Origin of the sequence: Vibrio sp. B1FIG11 (assembly GCF_905175335.1) — a bacterium.
In the GTDB taxonomy this organism is placed as follows: Bacteria; Pseudomonadota; Gammaproteobacteria; order Enterobacterales; family Vibrionaceae; genus Vibrio; species Vibrio campbellii.
This window is the reverse complement of the sequence record NZ_HG992752.1, coordinates 1,832,985-1,847,992: the sequence shown is the minus strand read 5'-3', so window position 1 is coordinate 1,847,992 and position 15,008 is coordinate 1,832,985. Positions and strand designations below refer to the sequence as shown.

At 44.9% G+C, this 15,008-nt stretch carries 18 protein-coding genes; 9 read left to right on the top strand and 9 right to left on the bottom strand.

Translation table 11 applies throughout. The annotated features are described in order from the left end of the window. Positions 1-74: 74 nt before the first annotated feature. The 3 genes from KHO06_RS24915 to KHO06_RS24905 form a co-directional block, all read right to left on the bottom strand. A complete protein-coding gene (locus KHO06_RS24915) occupies positions 75-1,475 on the bottom strand; it encodes a fructose-specific PTS transporter subunit EIIC (RefSeq protein ID WP_005453038.1) in 1,401 nt (466 codons plus the stop codon). Positions 1,476-1,486: 11 nt separating this feature from the next. Next, positions 1,487-1,927 carry a PTS sugar transporter subunit IIA gene (locus tag KHO06_RS24910; RefSeq protein WP_212582789.1) on the bottom strand — a complete coding sequence of 147 codons (441 nt, stop codon included), beginning with the start codon at positions 1,925-1,927 and terminating at the stop codon, positions 1,487-1,489. Positions 1,928-2,378: 451 nt separating this feature from the next. Next, a complete protein-coding gene (locus tag KHO06_RS24905) occupies positions 2,379-2,858 on the bottom strand; it encodes a peptide-methionine (S)-S-oxide reductase (RefSeq protein ID WP_212583436.1) in 480 nt (159 codons plus the stop codon). 158 nt (positions 2,859-3,016) lie between these two features. Between KHO06_RS24905 and KHO06_RS24900 the strand changes: the two genes are divergently transcribed. Together KHO06_RS24900 and KHO06_RS24895 are read left to right on the top strand one after the other, a co-directional pair. After that, positions 3,017-3,406 carry a VOC family protein gene (locus KHO06_RS24900; protein ID WP_212582788.1) on the top strand — a complete coding sequence of 130 codons (390 nt, stop codon included), beginning with the start codon at positions 3,017-3,019 and terminating at the stop codon, positions 3,404-3,406. Positions 3,407-3,497: 91 nt separating this feature from the next. Next, positions 3,498-4,238 (top strand): DNA-binding transcriptional regulator YciT, encoded by a 741-nt coding sequence (locus tag KHO06_RS24895; protein ID WP_005436345.1) that lies wholly within the window; start codon positions 3,498-3,500, stop codon positions 4,236-4,238. A gap of 5 nt (positions 4,239-4,243) precedes the next feature. Here KHO06_RS24895 and KHO06_RS24890 read toward each other — a convergent pair whose 3' ends face one another. Beyond that, positions 4,244-5,131, bottom strand: coding sequence for a DMT family transporter (locus KHO06_RS24890; RefSeq protein ID WP_050918135.1), 888 nt, complete (start codon positions 5,129-5,131; stop codon positions 4,244-4,246). Between the two features lie 117 nt (positions 5,132-5,248). Next, entirely contained in the window at positions 5,249-5,605 is a 357-nt protein-coding gene (locus tag KHO06_RS24885) for a VOC family protein (RefSeq protein ID WP_005429455.1), read from the bottom strand. Positions 5,606-5,864: 259 nt separating this feature from the next. Between KHO06_RS24885 and KHO06_RS24880 the strand changes: the two genes are divergently transcribed. The 3 genes from KHO06_RS24880 to sodC all read left to right on the top strand — a co-directional run bounded on the left by KHO06_RS24880 (position 5,865) and on the right by sodC (position 8,554). After that, a complete protein-coding gene (locus KHO06_RS24880) occupies positions 5,865-7,379 on the top strand; it encodes a catalase (RefSeq protein WP_212582787.1) in 1,515 nt (504 codons plus the stop codon). A 95-nt stretch (positions 7,380-7,474) separates the two neighbouring features. Next, positions 7,475-7,939, top strand: a complete 465-nt coding sequence (locus KHO06_RS24875; protein ID WP_212582786.1) for an ankyrin repeat domain-containing protein — start codon at positions 7,475-7,477, stop codon at positions 7,937-7,939. A gap of 102 nt (positions 7,940-8,041) precedes the next feature. Further along, a complete protein-coding gene (gene sodC / locus KHO06_RS24870; RefSeq protein WP_005429472.1) occupies positions 8,042-8,554 on the top strand; it encodes a superoxide dismutase family protein in 513 nt (170 codons plus the stop codon). 78 nt (positions 8,555-8,632) lie between these two features. Here the strand turns inward: sodC and KHO06_RS24865 are convergent, their stop codons facing one another. Further along, complete coding sequence (locus KHO06_RS24865) at positions 8,633-9,286, bottom strand: nicotinamidase (protein ID WP_045383881.1); 654 nt, start codon at positions 9,284-9,286, stop codon at positions 8,633-8,635. 31 nt (positions 9,287-9,317) lie between these two features. Further along, positions 9,318-10,043: an NUDIX domain-containing protein gene (locus KHO06_RS24860; RefSeq protein ID WP_005429474.1), complete on the bottom strand. Its 726-nt coding sequence runs from the start codon at positions 10,041-10,043 to the stop codon at positions 9,318-9,320. A gap of 390 nt (positions 10,044-10,433) precedes the next feature. Between KHO06_RS24860 and pncB the strand changes: the two genes are divergently transcribed. Continuing rightward, complete coding sequence (gene pncB, locus KHO06_RS24855; RefSeq protein WP_212582785.1) at positions 10,434-11,744, top strand: nicotinate phosphoribosyltransferase; 1,311 nt, start codon at positions 10,434-10,436, stop codon at positions 11,742-11,744. Positions 11,745-11,786: 42 nt separating this feature from the next. Here pncB and KHO06_RS26850 read toward each other — a convergent pair whose 3' ends face one another. Next, positions 11,787-11,969, bottom strand: coding sequence for a hypothetical protein (locus KHO06_RS26850; RefSeq protein WP_005429476.1), 183 nt, complete (start codon positions 11,967-11,969; stop codon positions 11,787-11,789). A 227-nt stretch (positions 11,970-12,196) separates the two neighbouring features. Here KHO06_RS26850 and KHO06_RS24850 point away from each other — a divergent pair, with 227 nt between their 5' ends. The 3 genes from KHO06_RS24850 (at position 12,197) to KHO06_RS24840 (ending at position 13,661) form a co-directional block, all read left to right on the top strand. Next, the gene (locus KHO06_RS24850; RefSeq protein WP_005429478.1) at positions 12,197-12,556 is read left to right on the top strand and encodes a hypothetical protein; all 360 of its coding nucleotides are present in this window, start codon (positions 12,197-12,199) and stop codon (positions 12,554-12,556) included. 18 nt (positions 12,557-12,574) lie between these two features. Next, positions 12,575-12,922, top strand: coding sequence for a GlpM family protein (locus KHO06_RS24845; protein ID WP_005429480.1), 348 nt, complete (start codon positions 12,575-12,577; stop codon positions 12,920-12,922). Positions 12,923-13,142: 220 nt separating this feature from the next. Continuing rightward, the gene (locus tag KHO06_RS24840) at positions 13,143-13,661 is read left to right on the top strand and encodes a glycine zipper 2TM domain-containing protein (protein WP_005429482.1); all 519 of its coding nucleotides are present in this window, start codon (positions 13,143-13,145) and stop codon (positions 13,659-13,661) included. Positions 13,662-13,730: 69 nt separating this feature from the next. Here the strand turns inward: KHO06_RS24840 and KHO06_RS24835 are convergent, their stop codons facing one another. Next, the gene (locus KHO06_RS24835; protein WP_212582784.1) at positions 13,731-14,822 is read right to left on the bottom strand and encodes a transporter substrate-binding domain-containing protein; all 1,092 of its coding nucleotides are present in this window, start codon (positions 14,820-14,822) and stop codon (positions 13,731-13,733) included. Positions 14,823-15,008 lie beyond the last annotated feature (186 nt).

The window sequence follows — 15,008 nt, the reverse complement described above, 5'->3', positions numbered from 1 at the left end:
GGTATTACTAAAACTTAAAAACTTGAAATAGAGCCCTTTGGGGGAAAGGGCTCTTAGGGGGAGGAGCTTAAGGTTTAAGCTTTCACAAGAGTCGCTGCGTTACGCATCGCTTCTTTCGTTGAACACTCAACAACGTTTGCTTTTGCAAAGCGGTGAGCGTCTTTTACTTGGATATCGTGAGCTAGAATAACCAGCTTCGCGTTTGCTACATCTAGGTCAGTGATGCGGTTCTGGATACCGTTTTGACCTTGAGTTTCTACTTTGATTTTCAGCCCCGCTGCCGCACCTGCTTTCTCTAGTGCTTTTGCTGCCATGAATGTGTGTGCTACGCCAGATGGGCAACATGTTACTGCTACGATGTCGTACTCGCCTTCGCCTGCTGCTGGAGCCGCTTGAGCTTGTGCAGGTGCTGCTTCAACGATTTCGTCTTCTGCTTCTTCTTCAGCAACAGGTTTCCAGAAGCCAACGATAACTGCTGTTGTTAGTGAGCCTAGTGCGATACCCACAACGTACATTGGGATGTTGCTTGATACAGGTGCTGTGATTAGACCGCCCCACGGTGCGTGTAGTAGTACGTCTGTTAGGAAGCCGAACACACAGCCAACGATACCACCAGCAACGATTGAAGGAAGAACGCGTACAGGGTCGTTTGCAGCGAATGGGATAGCACCTTCAGAGATACCGATAGAACCCATGATTGCTGCTGCTTTACCTGCTTCTTGTTCTTGCTTAGTGAACTTCTTCTTGAATAGGAATGTTGCTAGTGCCATACCTAGAGGAGGCGTACAGATTGCGATACCAACACCACCCATTAGCCATGGTTGAGTATCAACTTGAGTTTGAGCGAATAGCGTTGCTACTTTGTTGATTGGACCGCCCATATCGAATGCAGTCATACCACCAAGAATCGTACCTAGAACCACTTTAGAAGCGCCAGCCATAGAAGCTAGGAATTCGTTCATAGACGCCATGAAGATCTTGATTGGCTCACCGATACCCCATAGAACGATACCTGCAGAGATAAGCGTACCTAGTAGAGGGTAGATGAAGTAAGCGCCCAACGCAGTCATGTTAGCAGAAAGAGGGATCTTCTTAAGTTGGAATACCACACCACCTGCGATGAAACCCGCTACGATACAACCAAGGAAGCCGCCGCCCATGTCAGCCATGATGCCAGAAGAGATCATCGCTGGTGCTAGAGCAGGTTTGTCTGCAATTGAGTAACCGATGAAGCCACCAAGAATAATTGGGAACAGCACCAGACCTTTAATACCGATATTAGAAATATCAGCCAATAAACCGTCCGCAGGAACCGCACCTTTACCTGATGCCATTACCGCTAGCGCTAGTAGTACACCACCCGCAACGATAAATGGAAGCATGTGAGAAGTACCGAATAAAAGGTGACCTTTCATGGTACTTAGGATTTTTTTGAAATCGCTATTATTACTAGCTTGAGCTGTGATTGTACTCATAATTTCACGCCTTATGAATTAATTAAAATATTTAGTATTTGGTTTTCGTCTTTTGCGTTATGAATATCTTCAATAAACTCTTCGCTAAATTTACCGAACAACTCTTGAAGAACATAAATATGGTGGTCGGCACCGTTATCTGGTGAAGCAATCATGAAGAATACGGTCGGTTTGACTCCCTCTTCGTCGCCATACTCGATGCCTTCGCGCTTTACGCCAACAGCGATTGCAGGCTCTGTCACCGCTTTGCTTTTTGCGTGTGGGTAAGCGATGCCGTCCATTGAAGTTACGCTTAATGCTTCACGTGCTTCGATGTCGGGTAAAAAAGCCTCTTTGCTGCTGATTCGATTATTTTCGAATAGCATTTGTGCTAGCTCTTCAAAGACTTCTTTTTTATTATTTGCTTGAAGGTTGTCTTTAATTAAATTGACGTTTGTTAGTTCTGTAATCATTTTTTGACTCATTGGTACTGAAGTAATGAGGCAAATTTAATTAATGTTACGATTTTCTGAAATAGTAAAAAAAATCCAATAACTATACTTTTGTATCACTGAGAGCTAAGTGTGATAGAAGTCATTAATATCAATGAGCTAGGAGGGGATTAGTATTGTGACTTATATTCCATTTATTTTGAAATTAATAATGAAGCTTAAAAATAAACGAGAAGGGAATCAAATATGGTTCAATTTTGCTATAAAAAAGAGGCTTTGTGCTAAAGGCACTCTAATAACCCTTTTAATAGCTTCATTTTCTATCTCTATGAGAAAAGACATAAAGCGAGCAGGAGAGCGGATAGTGGACTGAGCTAGTTCCTCCCCTTGATACGCATTGGCCAATGTGAGCTCTGAATTTGAAGCCAAGGGGAAGTTAGGAGAGGTTGTTACGCTGGATTTGAATAGCCTATTAAGACTGATTCTTGTACTTGTGCAGCAAACCTAACGGGATATGGCAGTAGTCGTTTGGAAAGCGCGTGAGTCTGTCTTGGTGCTCATCATCACTTGGTACATAGTTTGTAAGCGGCAGCACTTCTACGGCGATCTTTTCGGCATCTGGTCTTGCTGCGATAAATGCTTTGGCGATGGCTAGGTGTTGTTCGTTTTGGCTGTAGACACCAGTACGATACTTCTCACCTACGTCTTCACCTTGCTTGTTAACGCTGTGCGGGTCGATGATCTCAAACAGATACCCCATTAAAGTTTCAACCGAAACTTGTTCAGGATCGAACTGGGTTTTCACGCATTCGGCGTAGCCATCGTATTCGGATTGAGTGTTGTCCGTCGTGCCATTTGCTCGTCCTGCTTGGGTGCTGATTACGCCCGGAAGGTGGCGCATAAATTCTTGAACGCCCCAAAGGCAGCCGCCTGCGAAGTAAATTTCTTCCATCATTCTGTCCTGAAAAACTTTGCGTCATTATGGGCATCACTTTCACTCAAACACAACTCCAACCATAAAACAGGAACAACTCGGTGGTGATTTGCTCTCTTTTTTGTGCTGCTTTTCCTCGTTAGATTGAATGCAGTTAAGAGCTAGGGGGAATCCTAATGAAAATTGAACATATCGCGATTTGGACTGAACATTTGGAAGAGCTAAAAGCCTTCTATGAGAAATACTTTAACGCGGCGTCTAACGATAAATACCACAATCCAACTAAGCAGTTTTCATCTTACTTTCTTTCGTTTGAAAGTGGTGCACGACTGGAGTTAATGTCGATGGAAGGTGTGACCGCATGTGAAAAATCTCATGCAATGCAGGTAACAGGGTTGGCACACTTTGCCTTCGCTCTAGGATCAGAACAGGCAGTGGATCAATTAACCAAAACCTTAGTAGATGATGGCTACCAATGGGGCGACGGTCCGAGACAAACAGGTGACGGTTACTACGAAAGCTGCATCTTAGATCCGGATGGCAACCGTCTTGAGCTTACGGTGTAACGCAGCTTAGCTTATTTCTATCGTTCACAGGCTGCTTTCATATGAAAGTGTTCGGGCGTATACTGCAAGCTCATCAAAAAGGAGCGAGCCTGTGAACTCAAGACAAAATGAAATCCTGCAATTGGTTAATGACCGCAAACGCGTTCAAGTGACGGAGCTTTCTGACATCATTGGCGTGTCGGGCGTGACCATCAGGCAGGATTTGAACTTCCTTGAGCAACAAGGCTACTTAAAGCGTGTACACGGCGCTGCGACCGCGCTACAAAGTGACGATATTGATACGCGACTTGAAGTGCGCTTCGACATCAAACAGGCGTTAGCCAACAAAGCGGCAGACTTGGTATCACCAAACGAAACCGTATTGATCGAAGGCGGAAGTGCTAATGCGTTATTAGCCCGCACGTTAGCTGAACGTGGTGATGTCACCATCATTACCCCATCGGCGTACATCGCCCACCTCATCCGTAATACCTCAGCGAACATCATCTTGCTTGGTGGTGTGTATCAGCATCAAGGCGAGAGCTTAGTTGGGCCGTTAACCAAGCTGTGTATTGAGAACATTCACTTCAGCACGGCTTTTTTGGGTATTGACGGTTTCCATCAAGACACTGGCTTTACTAGCCGAGACATGATGCGTGCAGAAATCGCTGAAACCATTATTGCGAAAAAGCGTCGTAACATCGTACTGACGGATTCAAGCAAGTTTGGGCAAATCTACCCATCTTCGATTGGTAAAACGAGTGAAATCTCGGTGCTGTTAACTGACGAAGCCGCTCCGAAAAGCGACCTCGAACAGTTGAGAAAGCAAGGTGTAGAAGTGGTGTTGGGCTAACTAATCTACTTTGCCCTTCTCTTAGCAAGCACGGCGGCAGGGGAGAAGCCCGTCACCAACATCGTTCCACTAAGCACCAGAATGGTACCTATGATGGTATTGAAGCCGATCGGCTCGCCCAGAATTAAATAGCCCCATAGGATGCCAAAGACAGGGACAAGGAACGTGACCGTGAGGGCTGAAGTCGGGCCAATTTCAGAGACTAAGTGGAAGTAAAGTAAGTAGGCTAAGCCAGTACATAGCACACCGAGTGTAATCACAGAGCCCCATTCAAAGGTGCTTGGTTCTGCCCGCATTGGCAAGAATGGCAGCAAAGGAAGTACCCAAATCACGGCTGCCCACATACTGCCGTGAGCATTATCAAAGGCAGGGACTTGTCGCGCATTCTTGGTGTAGTTGGTTGCAATACCATAGCTGAATGAAGCCATTAAACTCGCCCCGATAGGGAATATTGCTTCATTGCCAATGGTTGAAGAATCCAAGCCAACAAGAACGGCGACACCGCCAATACCTATCATCATGCCAAGAATCGCTTTTGCGCTTAACGGGCTGCGATACCAAACAAAGCCAATTAAAGCCCCCCATATCGGTGCCGTTGAGTTGAGAATAGCTAACGTTGATGCATTCAGTGTTTGTGCTGCATACGCGAAAAGCAGAAAGGGTACGGCACTATTAAACAAGCCAATAATGAAAAAGTGTTTAATGTGTTTGAAGAAGACAACTCTCTTTCTGAGGTAGAGGGCAATCAACAATAATGCCACTGCTGCGAAGGCTACTCGAAACTCAATTAAGTAAGCGGGTCCAAATGTATTGGCGGCGACTCGCATAAATAGAAACGAACCTCCCCAAATAGCAGCGAGACAAAGTAAGCGAAAAAAACTGGCTGCACTCATGTTACATCCTTGGTCGAGGTCTAGCGCCTCATTGATTAATTGTTGCGCTAACAGTGACTTAAACCAAAGGTGAGATCAACCAGTAATCCAATGTCAGTTCCGATTCTGGCTTATAAATTAATGACTCTCAGACCAGACCGCGAACTCATTGCCACTCGGTTCGGTGAAATGGAAACGACAACCTCCGGGGAATTCAAAGATCGGGCGGATGACTTGCCCTCCGAACAGCTCAACTTTTGCTAACGTGGCGTGAATATCTGAGCTGTAGAACACCAAAAGCGCAGCCCCATTTGTTGTTTGGCTGACTTGCTCCGCTACATAAAAGCCACCGTCTAAACCTTGACCTGTAAATGCGCTGTACTCGGGGCCGTAATCAACGAAGCTCCACTCAAAGGCTTGCTCGAAAAACCGCTTTGTTGCGCGGATGTCTGGTGTACCAAACTCAACGTAATTTAACTTTTCATGTTGGGGCATCATGGTGTCCTTTTCATCGATGTGTTTTTCTGTCAGTGTACTGGTTCATTCCTCGAGAAACTTATCACTTCCTCGAATTTTATTGCTAAACCTGATGTTCTGAGAAAAATTTCATAGATTATCCCTATTAAATCTATCGTTATTTCCCATTAAACAAATGTAATCATTGAAGATATATTCTCGGTGGGCAGAAAAGAGCTTTTGAATACCCATTTGCCATATGAATGGCTAAATGGTTAGCACGCATTGGAGAGCAACCATGCAGATGTCAAAAAGCTTTTTATTAATTACAGTTGGCTTAGCCAGCACATCTCTACAGGCGCAAACCCTGACAAGAGACAATGGTGCACCAGTTGGTGATAACCAAAACTCTATAACGGCAGGTGAAAACGGCAGTGTATTACTGCAAGACGTTCATCTGATCCAAAAATTGCAGCGTTTTGCTCGTGAGCGTATTCCTGAGCGTGTCGTGCATGCTCGTGGTACGGGGGCTCACGGTGAATTCGTTGCATCTGGTGATTTTAGTGATCTAACGGTTTCCGCTCCTTTTACTAACAAAGGAAAGGTAACTCCTGTTTTCGTTCGATTTTCGACCGTTATTCACTCGAAAGGCTCACCAGAGACACTTCGTGATCCACGAGGTTTCGCAACCAAATTTTATACTGAGCAAGGAAACTGGGACTTAGTAGGTAACAACCTACCTGTGTTCTTTATCCGTGATTCGATTAAGTTTCCAGATATGGTGCATTCGCTAAAACCATCACCGGTAACGAATGTACAAGACCCAAATCGCTTTTTTGATTTCTTCAGTCATGAGCCGAGTGTGACCAACATGTTGACTTGGGTTTACAGCAACCTAGGGACACCTGCGAGCTACCGTACAATGGATGGATTTGGCGTTCATGCTTACAAGTGGATCAATAAGCAAGGCGATGTGAACTATGTGAAGTTCCAATGGAAGAGCCAACAGGGTATTGAAAGTCTTCGTCCTGATGAGGTCACCGCTATGCAGGGTAAGGACTTTAACCATTTGACCAATGATCTGTACGAGGAAATTGGGCGTGGTAATTACCCTAAATGGGATCTTTACGTGAAGGTGTTATCACCAGAAGCGTTGAGCAAGCTCGACTACAACGGCTTGGATGCGACCAAAGTATGGTTGAACGTACCAGATAAAAAAGTCGGTACTATGACGTTGAATCGACTGCCTGAAAGTTTCTTTTTAGACACCGAACAGTCGGCATTTGCGCCTTCAAACCTGATTCCTGGCATCGAGCCTTCTGAAGATCGCTTGCTGCAAGGTCGCTTGTTTGCGTACGCGGATACACAGCTATATCGCTTGGGTGCGAATTTATTCCAACTGCCAGTGAACCGTCCGTTAGCTCCGGTAAATAACCACAATCAAAATGGTGTGAGCAACAATGCTCAGGCAGCAAATGGGGACGTAAACTACGAGCCAAGCCGTCAGCTTGAATTGGTAGAAGACACGCAGTTTAAAGCGGTTGAAACCAAGTTGGCTGGTACTGTTCAACAAAAAGCGATCAGCAACCCACGTAATTTCTACCAAGCGGGTGTGTTGTACCGCAGCATGAACGAGCAAGACAAGAAAGACTTGATTGCTAACCTTGCTGGTGATCTGAACAAGGTAATGGATAAAGACGTCAAGGCAACGATGGTGAGCTATTTCTATCGTGCAGACAAAGAGTACGGTACGCGCCTAGCAAAAGCGACCGACACAAATCTCTCGCAAGTTAAAAACAAAGCGATGATGTAGGCGTAAAGTTTTGGCCTACGGGAGATAAATCTGCTCTTTTCTGCCCGGAAAACAGGGCTCCTGTAGGCCATTCTTGATTTGATGAGGGTGAGTCGATGAAAACACTATTTTTGCTCAGTTCTATTTTGTTTTCTCTGAGCTTGTCTTTCAGTTTGTACGCTTCTGAAGAAAAGCTAGAAACGGAATATCAATCTTTAGTAACGCTGTTCTTTGATGCTGCCCGAATTGGCAATAATGAAGTGGTTGAAGCCTTTGTTTCACAGGGCTTTCCAATTGATCAACGCAATAACCAAAGTTATACGGCATTGATGGTTGCCGCATACCAAGGGAATAGAGAAACCGTCCGTTACCTACTGGACGCTGGTGCTAATGCTTGCTTGCAAGACAAGCGTGGTAACACCGCATTAATGGGGGCGCTCATTAAGCGTGAAGTCGGTATTGCTAAGGACCTCTATCAAGCTGGCTGCTCTCCAGAGCTACGTAATAAATCGGGTCTAAATCTAAAAGAATTTGCCGAAGTTTTTGGGCAGAGTGATGTTCTGAAATCTTTGGCAAAATAACATCACGCTTAGTTCTCCTATGGGAAACTCGCGATGAAATAAGTAAAGAGCCAAGCATATGCTTGAGTTCAAAAACAATACTAACAATAAGGATCTTATTTTATGAAACTAAGTGCTTTAATGGCGGCTTGCGTTTTGCTATCAGGTTCGGCTCTTGCCGATGAGTTAACGGTGGAAATGACCGATCTTGCAACAGGTAAGTCTGTTGGCGAAGTTGCGATTACAACTAGCGATTATGGTACGGTTTTCACTCCAAACTTAAGCGGTCTTCCATCTGGTGCTCATGGTTTCCATATCCACGCTAATGGCTCTTGTGATAGCAGCATTAAAGATGGAAAAACAGTGTTAGGTGGTGCTGCTGGTGGTCACTATGACCCTAAAGGTACTGGTCAGCATGGATTTCCTTGGACTGATGGCAACCACTTAGGTGATCTACCTGCAATGTACGTAGATGCAAACGGCATGGCGAATCAACCTGTGCTTGCACCACGAGTTAAGCTAGCGGATGTAAAAGGTCGAGCGCTTATGGTTCACTTTGGCGGTGACAACCACTCAGATCATCCAGCGAAACTTGGCGGTGGTGGTGCGCGCATGGTTTGTGGCGTAATTAAGTAATCCCCCCAAGCTTAGTACACGCAAAAACGAAAAACGGTCCAGTTTTGCTGGACCGTTTTTTGTTATTCAGAGGGGGGATTAAGCGAAGTTTTCTACGATGATGTCATCTGCATTTTTAACAAACACCGCGCCTTTCTCTTCCATTTCAGCAATGACCGCATCAATAGTATCTGGCAATACCGCGCGGCTAGATGCTAGGTTTACAATCACTTTGAAACCTAACTCTAGAGCTTGAGTGACGGACTTTTTCACACAAAAATCGAGTGCCAAGCCACCAACAACCACGGTGTCGATGTGGTTGAATTTTAAGAACTCATTCGCACCGGTGGTTTTGGTATCCGCCACGTCATGGAAAAAGATGCCGTAAGGGTGGGCGTCTGGATCCATACCTTTGTTGACTTGGAAATCGTATTCCAGAACAGGTGGCAGACCGTCTAGCAGTTCCACCCCAGTAGTACCAAGCACACAGTGGCGGTTCCACTTAATATCCACATTGGGCAGGCCAACTGGCTCAAGCATATTTGCTGGCGTTTCTGCATCCCAAGCCGCTTTTGGTGGGTGCAAGTCACGGCTGACTAATTTCAAACGACCTTTCGTGTGGTTCTTAAGCAGCTCTGGAACGATTTCTAATGCGCCAGTAACTGGCAGTTCGTCAGGGCAAAGTTCGGTGAAACCTTTCTCTGGATCGACATCGATCACAGCAGTGGTTTGATAATTAACTCGAACGGTCATGGCAGACTCCTTGTCTGTCTCTATGCTTGCGTTAGCCACGCAAGCAGTTTTGGAAAAAGGTGACTTCGTCGCTTGCTAGGGTGTACACCATAGCTGGCTTACCGCCTTTGCCTTTGTTGGTAGAAGCGACTTTGTTGGTCGGCTTAAGTACGCCGGAATCAATCAAACGGCGTTTGATCGTCATTCGGCTGATGTCGATGCCGAACTCTTGATAGGCGGAAATAATATCGGCAACCAAAAACTCTTTATCAAGTGCGAACAGCAGGACAGAGGTGTATTCGATAGAGGCGCGCAGCTTTTGCCATGCTTTTTCAATCATCTTTTGGTGATCAAAAGCGAGGGTTTCTTCACCATCAAGGATTGCTTGGAGCGGAAACCACTTCAGATGACATTCTGGTACGCCAGCGTTATCGATTTGCTCTTTGTTGTTACGGTCAACCAAGGCGTAGTGAGTGATGTTCAGGCTCCAATCCTCAGGATCGCGCTTTGGGTCACCATCGACAAAGGCTTCACTAAAGTGACGCGGATAGGTGTGGATTTTTTCACGGCAAATACGACGTCGTGCCGCTTCGAAGTTCTCGTCTGCTGGTCGTCCACCTTCGTCGGTCATGTCTTTATCAAACACGAACCCGCCGGGAAGAGCCCATACACCGTGGTACGGACGTTCCGGATTCGAACGTTTGATCAGCAACACTTCCAACCCTTTATCGGCGCAGCCAGATAGCCTGAATGGAATGATGTCGACGGTTACGATCATGATTTGGTCCTGAGAATAATTTGTAAGTAATCTAGCGCATAACAAGTAGTCAATCAATGGGTAAGTAACCGATTGTTAGAAACGTACTCATCGCTGCCTAGCGTTTCTCTTTAAGCAAGGGTGTGCTTATCTGCTTAGGTTATCCACAATAACTGTCGGATTTTTGTGCGTAAAAACCTTATAGAAATGAGTGGTTAGTAACAAAAGTTGACAAACCCTAAGTGGGTGTTTATTGTTTACGCAATTAAGTTAGTAACAACAAGTTATATACCCAAGTTTGCCTTGTTGAGAACTTTCCACCAACTTGGTTGGGAAAACAATAAGATGCGGTTTGTACCGTGCTGAGGGAATTTGGGTATAAACGAAAAAGGGCGTGTAGAAGGGCTCCGAATGACCACCAATTTATTTTCGTCTCGCATCATCCAAAGTGCGTTAGATTTTGACGTATACAAAGTGAATATGATGAGTGCTGTTGCAGCGCTCTATCCCGATGCGATGGTGTCTTATAAATTCATCGTACGCAGTGAAGAAGACCTGTCTGAATTACTGCCAGAGGTGAAAGCTGAAGTACTTAAACTGCAAGACATCACTTTCTCCACTGAAGAAATCGAGTACATCAAAGGTGTTGCACCTTATCTAAACCCTGAGTTTGTTGATGCGCTGCACGCGTTTCGTTTTAATCCTCAACGTGACGTTTCTTTCAACATTAAAACCATGGCAGATGGTACCAGCCAATTGCGCATTACCATCAATGGTCTTTGGAAAGAAACCATTCTCTACGAAACCATCATCATGAGTATTGTGTCCGAAGTGCGTAGCCGTGCACGTTGGGCAGAGATTCCAGTCGAGCAATTCCAATCTGTTTTAGAGGAGAAGGTCCGTCACCTTAAAGCAGAACTGAAACGTCGCAATATCACCAACTTTAAGTTTGCTGATATGTCGACTCGTCGTCGTTTCTCGTTTCAAGCTCAGCGATCAATGTTGCAGTATCTGAGCGAAGAGTTGCCTGACAGCCTCACTGGAACCAGTAACTACCATTTGGCGAAAGAGCTAGGTCTAACACCGATTGGTACTGTGGCACATGAATGGTTTATGGGTCATCAAGCATTGGTGAATGTTCGTGATTCACAAAAGGTGGCTTTGCAACGTTGGCAAAAGATGTTTAACGGCGCGTTAGGTATCGCGTTAACGGACACTATTGGCATTGATGCGTTCTTAAAAGACTTTGATGAAGAACTCAGTAACGCGTACGTGGGAGTGCGCCATGATAGTGGCTGCCCTTACACATGGGGCGAGAAGATGATCGAGCATTACCAATCGCTTGGCATCGACCCAATGACGAAAACCTTAGTGTTTACCGATGGTTTGAACTTTGAGCAAGCACTGGATATTTGTGAGCACTTCCAAGATCGTGTTCAAGTGAGTTTTGGTATTGGAACGTCACTAGCGAACGACATGGGTGATTACGCAAACGCACAAGGTATCGCATACAAGCCGCTGTCTATTGTGATTAAGATGGTGTCATGCAATGGCTCACCAGTTGCTAAAATCAGCGATGAGCCAGAGAAAGCGATGTGCGAAGACATCTTCTTTTTAATGAACTTGAAGCGTCGTTTTGAGCAGCCACTTGATCTTGACGAGTGCCGTGTACTGATCGACCGTCTAGAGGATGAAGGAGATAATTACCTCATCGACGCCTGATAATAGAAGTGAATGATTGATAAAAAGAGTGGTGCAAATGCATCACTCTTTTTGTGCCTCACAAACTTCGTTATATTTGATCTCGCACAGTGCCCCACACTTTGTGCGATAAGGGAGACGTTTACTGCCTGTATTGGCACGAACCCTCTTTACAATAAGCCCCTCTAGGTCGGCACTCTTTAGGTGTTTTTCTCGAACCTTCTTCCAATAATCATCAAAAGCCATACGTCACCGTGTTGTCATTTTTATTTTTATAAATTTGTTATTATTCTATGCAACACATTCCAGTTTCTAATGTCAGAAAAATCCTAAAAATCGTTAAGTAAAAGGCGATTTGTTGTAATGCTCTCGTTTCTTGATTTTTAACTTCTATGGTTTCGACAAATTTATATCGGCAAACCTAGAAGGCGATTTGGTTATAGTACAAACAAAGATCAGGTCGGGAACTTACGATGAATTTGGTTGTGCATCTACAGAAGAAAGTGATTAACAAACACGGTTATGAGTGGGCGACGCGCCAAGCGTGGAAGTGTGGCATCAAAGCGAACCTTGTTAAGCGTGTGATTGGTATTTACAAGGGGCAAATCGTGTGTGTTGTTGAAGGTTGCCGCGCTGAACTGACGACACCAATTAACAACCCTCTGCATGACGATGAAAAACAAGGCCGTTACGTATTTGTTGGCGGAATTTTCTGGGAGCCAAACAATATCATTGCTCCGGGTTTTCCTGACTTTATGTTTATGCACTTACGTAGCCTCAGCCATCGTCATAAATATCTAACGGACGATGAATTGTTTTTAAGTTTGGCTTAAGCATTCTGGAAAAATCGGATGACGAGTCTCTTTCTTAAATCTTTACTCGGTGCGGGCGCAGTGTTGATCATTGCTATGCTGTCGAAGTCGAAAAGTTTCTACATCGCGGGTTTGGTGCCATTGTTTCCAACTTTTGCGTTGATCGCTCATTTTATTGTGGGCAGTGAACGAGATATGGAAGCCTTGCGGCAAACGGCACTGTTCGGTATCTATTCTCTTATTCCTTATGCCGCGTATCTGATTTCAGTCTTCTATTTTAGCTATCGCTTGAGCTTGGTTGGCACGTTAACAGCGGCGACACTTGTTTGGGTTATGTTTGCTTCGATGTTGCTTGCATTTTGGACGCGATGGATGGTGCCTGCGTAATTATTACCCATCCTTACAATGTAGTTAGCCGAATACTCATAGCTCACCCTGATGTGATCTAGCTCTGATTTACCGTGGCTTGCCTTTTTGCTGACGTTATCTTAATAAAACAATGTTTTTTAACCTGCTAATGACAGAAGGCTTAATTTGGCCTGATGTGAATTTCAGCCCGCGATTTACTATACCGCCAAGCAAAGATAACTGTACTGGGAAGTAATCCATGAATATGAAATCTATCGCAATCGCTGCAGCCGTTGTTGCTGTACTAGCAGGCTGTAAAGATAAGACGCCACCGGCACCAACAGAAGCGAACATTACGCTTGTTGAAGCGGTAACTGAAACAGTGAAGAACCCACACCAAGTGTGTAAAGACGTGGTTGTGACTCACCAAGTAGAGCCAAAAGATAATAACAAGATCCTTGGCACGGTTGGTGGTGCCGCGGCAGGTGCTGCATTAGGTAACCAAATTGGTGGTGGTTCTGGTAAAGTGATTGCAACGGCGGCAGGTACTATCGCGGGTGCAATGGCGGGTCGTGAAATCCAAGACAATGTTCAGAAGGGTGATGTTGTGACATCAACTGAGAAGCAGTGCCATACAGAGTATACGACTTCTGAAAAAGTAGTCGGTTATGATGTCACTTACGAAGTTGCTGGTGCACCAACCACGGTTCGTATGAAGAGCAAGCCTGCTGGCAAGACATTCCCAATTCAAGATGGCAAAGTGGTTCTACCGCAATAATCGCCAACAAACTTGAATATAAAAGCCCTTTGCTTAAACGAGCAAAGGGCTTTTTTGATCATGCAGTAATTACTTCTCGACAAAATAGTCGACTAAGGTTTTGCGCCACTCTCTCGACTCTCTAATCTGCAATAATGCGCGATTGATCTCTTCCTCATATTGGTTGTTTTCGGTCATGATGAAACCGTAGTTTTGCTTTTCCAATTGGTAAGGTAACACTTCAAGGTTTTCAAATTGTCCGTTCTGTCTGCCGTTACCAATCATGTACTTTAGGACGACATCATCGGCGACAATTGCTTCAACTTCCCCATTTTCCAATGCTTCCAGCAAGGTTGTCATGTCGTCGTAGCTTTTGTGTCGAATACCAAAACTGGTGAGCATGAGCGAAGAGGTCGTTGCTCCTTTGGCGCCAACTTGAACTTTGGCAAGGTCATTGACGCCTTTGATTTGAGAATATCCTTGGCTGAGCGTGAGCTTACTGGCTAAAACAGCGGTAATACTTGCGATGAAGAGCATGCTAAGTACACCGATTAGTACAGTGACGATACGCCCTGTCAGGCTCTTAAACTCAAAATAATTGAACGGGCCGCGAGTGATGAACAGTAAGCCAAGTATAAAGCTCTCAACCCAGCGACCGGTTCGAGTGTTCATTGAATACAGCTTTTCATTCTTTCCTTTCTCTATGATGTAGAAAAAAGCGCCTACTAAACTTGCTATCAATACAATTGCCCCAATGATCAGCCATAACGCAGGGTTCAAGAATATCGACTTTAAGGTATGTAGGTAGCCTTGACGCTTAACCGCGATGGCGAGGTGTGTTTCATAAAAGGAGTGAGAAAAATCGGCAAATAACTCTCGCTCTGGTGTGATCGATATACAGGAGACGCCAATATCGACTTGGCCAGTTTCAATCGCACTGAGGAGATCGTCGAGAGGATGATTTTCAAGCTGAAACTCTACTCCCATGTTTTTGGCAATTCGCTCCCATAGCTCAACGCTCAGGCCGTTAAGTTCTTCACCAGTCGAATGAATAACAAAGGGAGGACAGGGATAAGTGCCGACTTTGAGAGGGGTAGCGAAGGATGCTGAGCTAAATAAGAAAATAACGAAAAGTGCGGAAGTGACAAAGTGTTGAAGTGTCAATTTGAATACGTTTTGCATGCACAAGACCTCAAATAAGAGGCAGCTGTGAATTGTATCGAGAGCGAGAGTCACCCTAAAAATGTAAGAATGTTCAGAAACAGAGGGGGTGATGACGAATTCAGTACTGCCCTAGTTTTATTATTTACGCTTTTAACTATAGCAGTTGTTACCAAACAACAAGGGACAGTGAATTGCCCCTTGTTT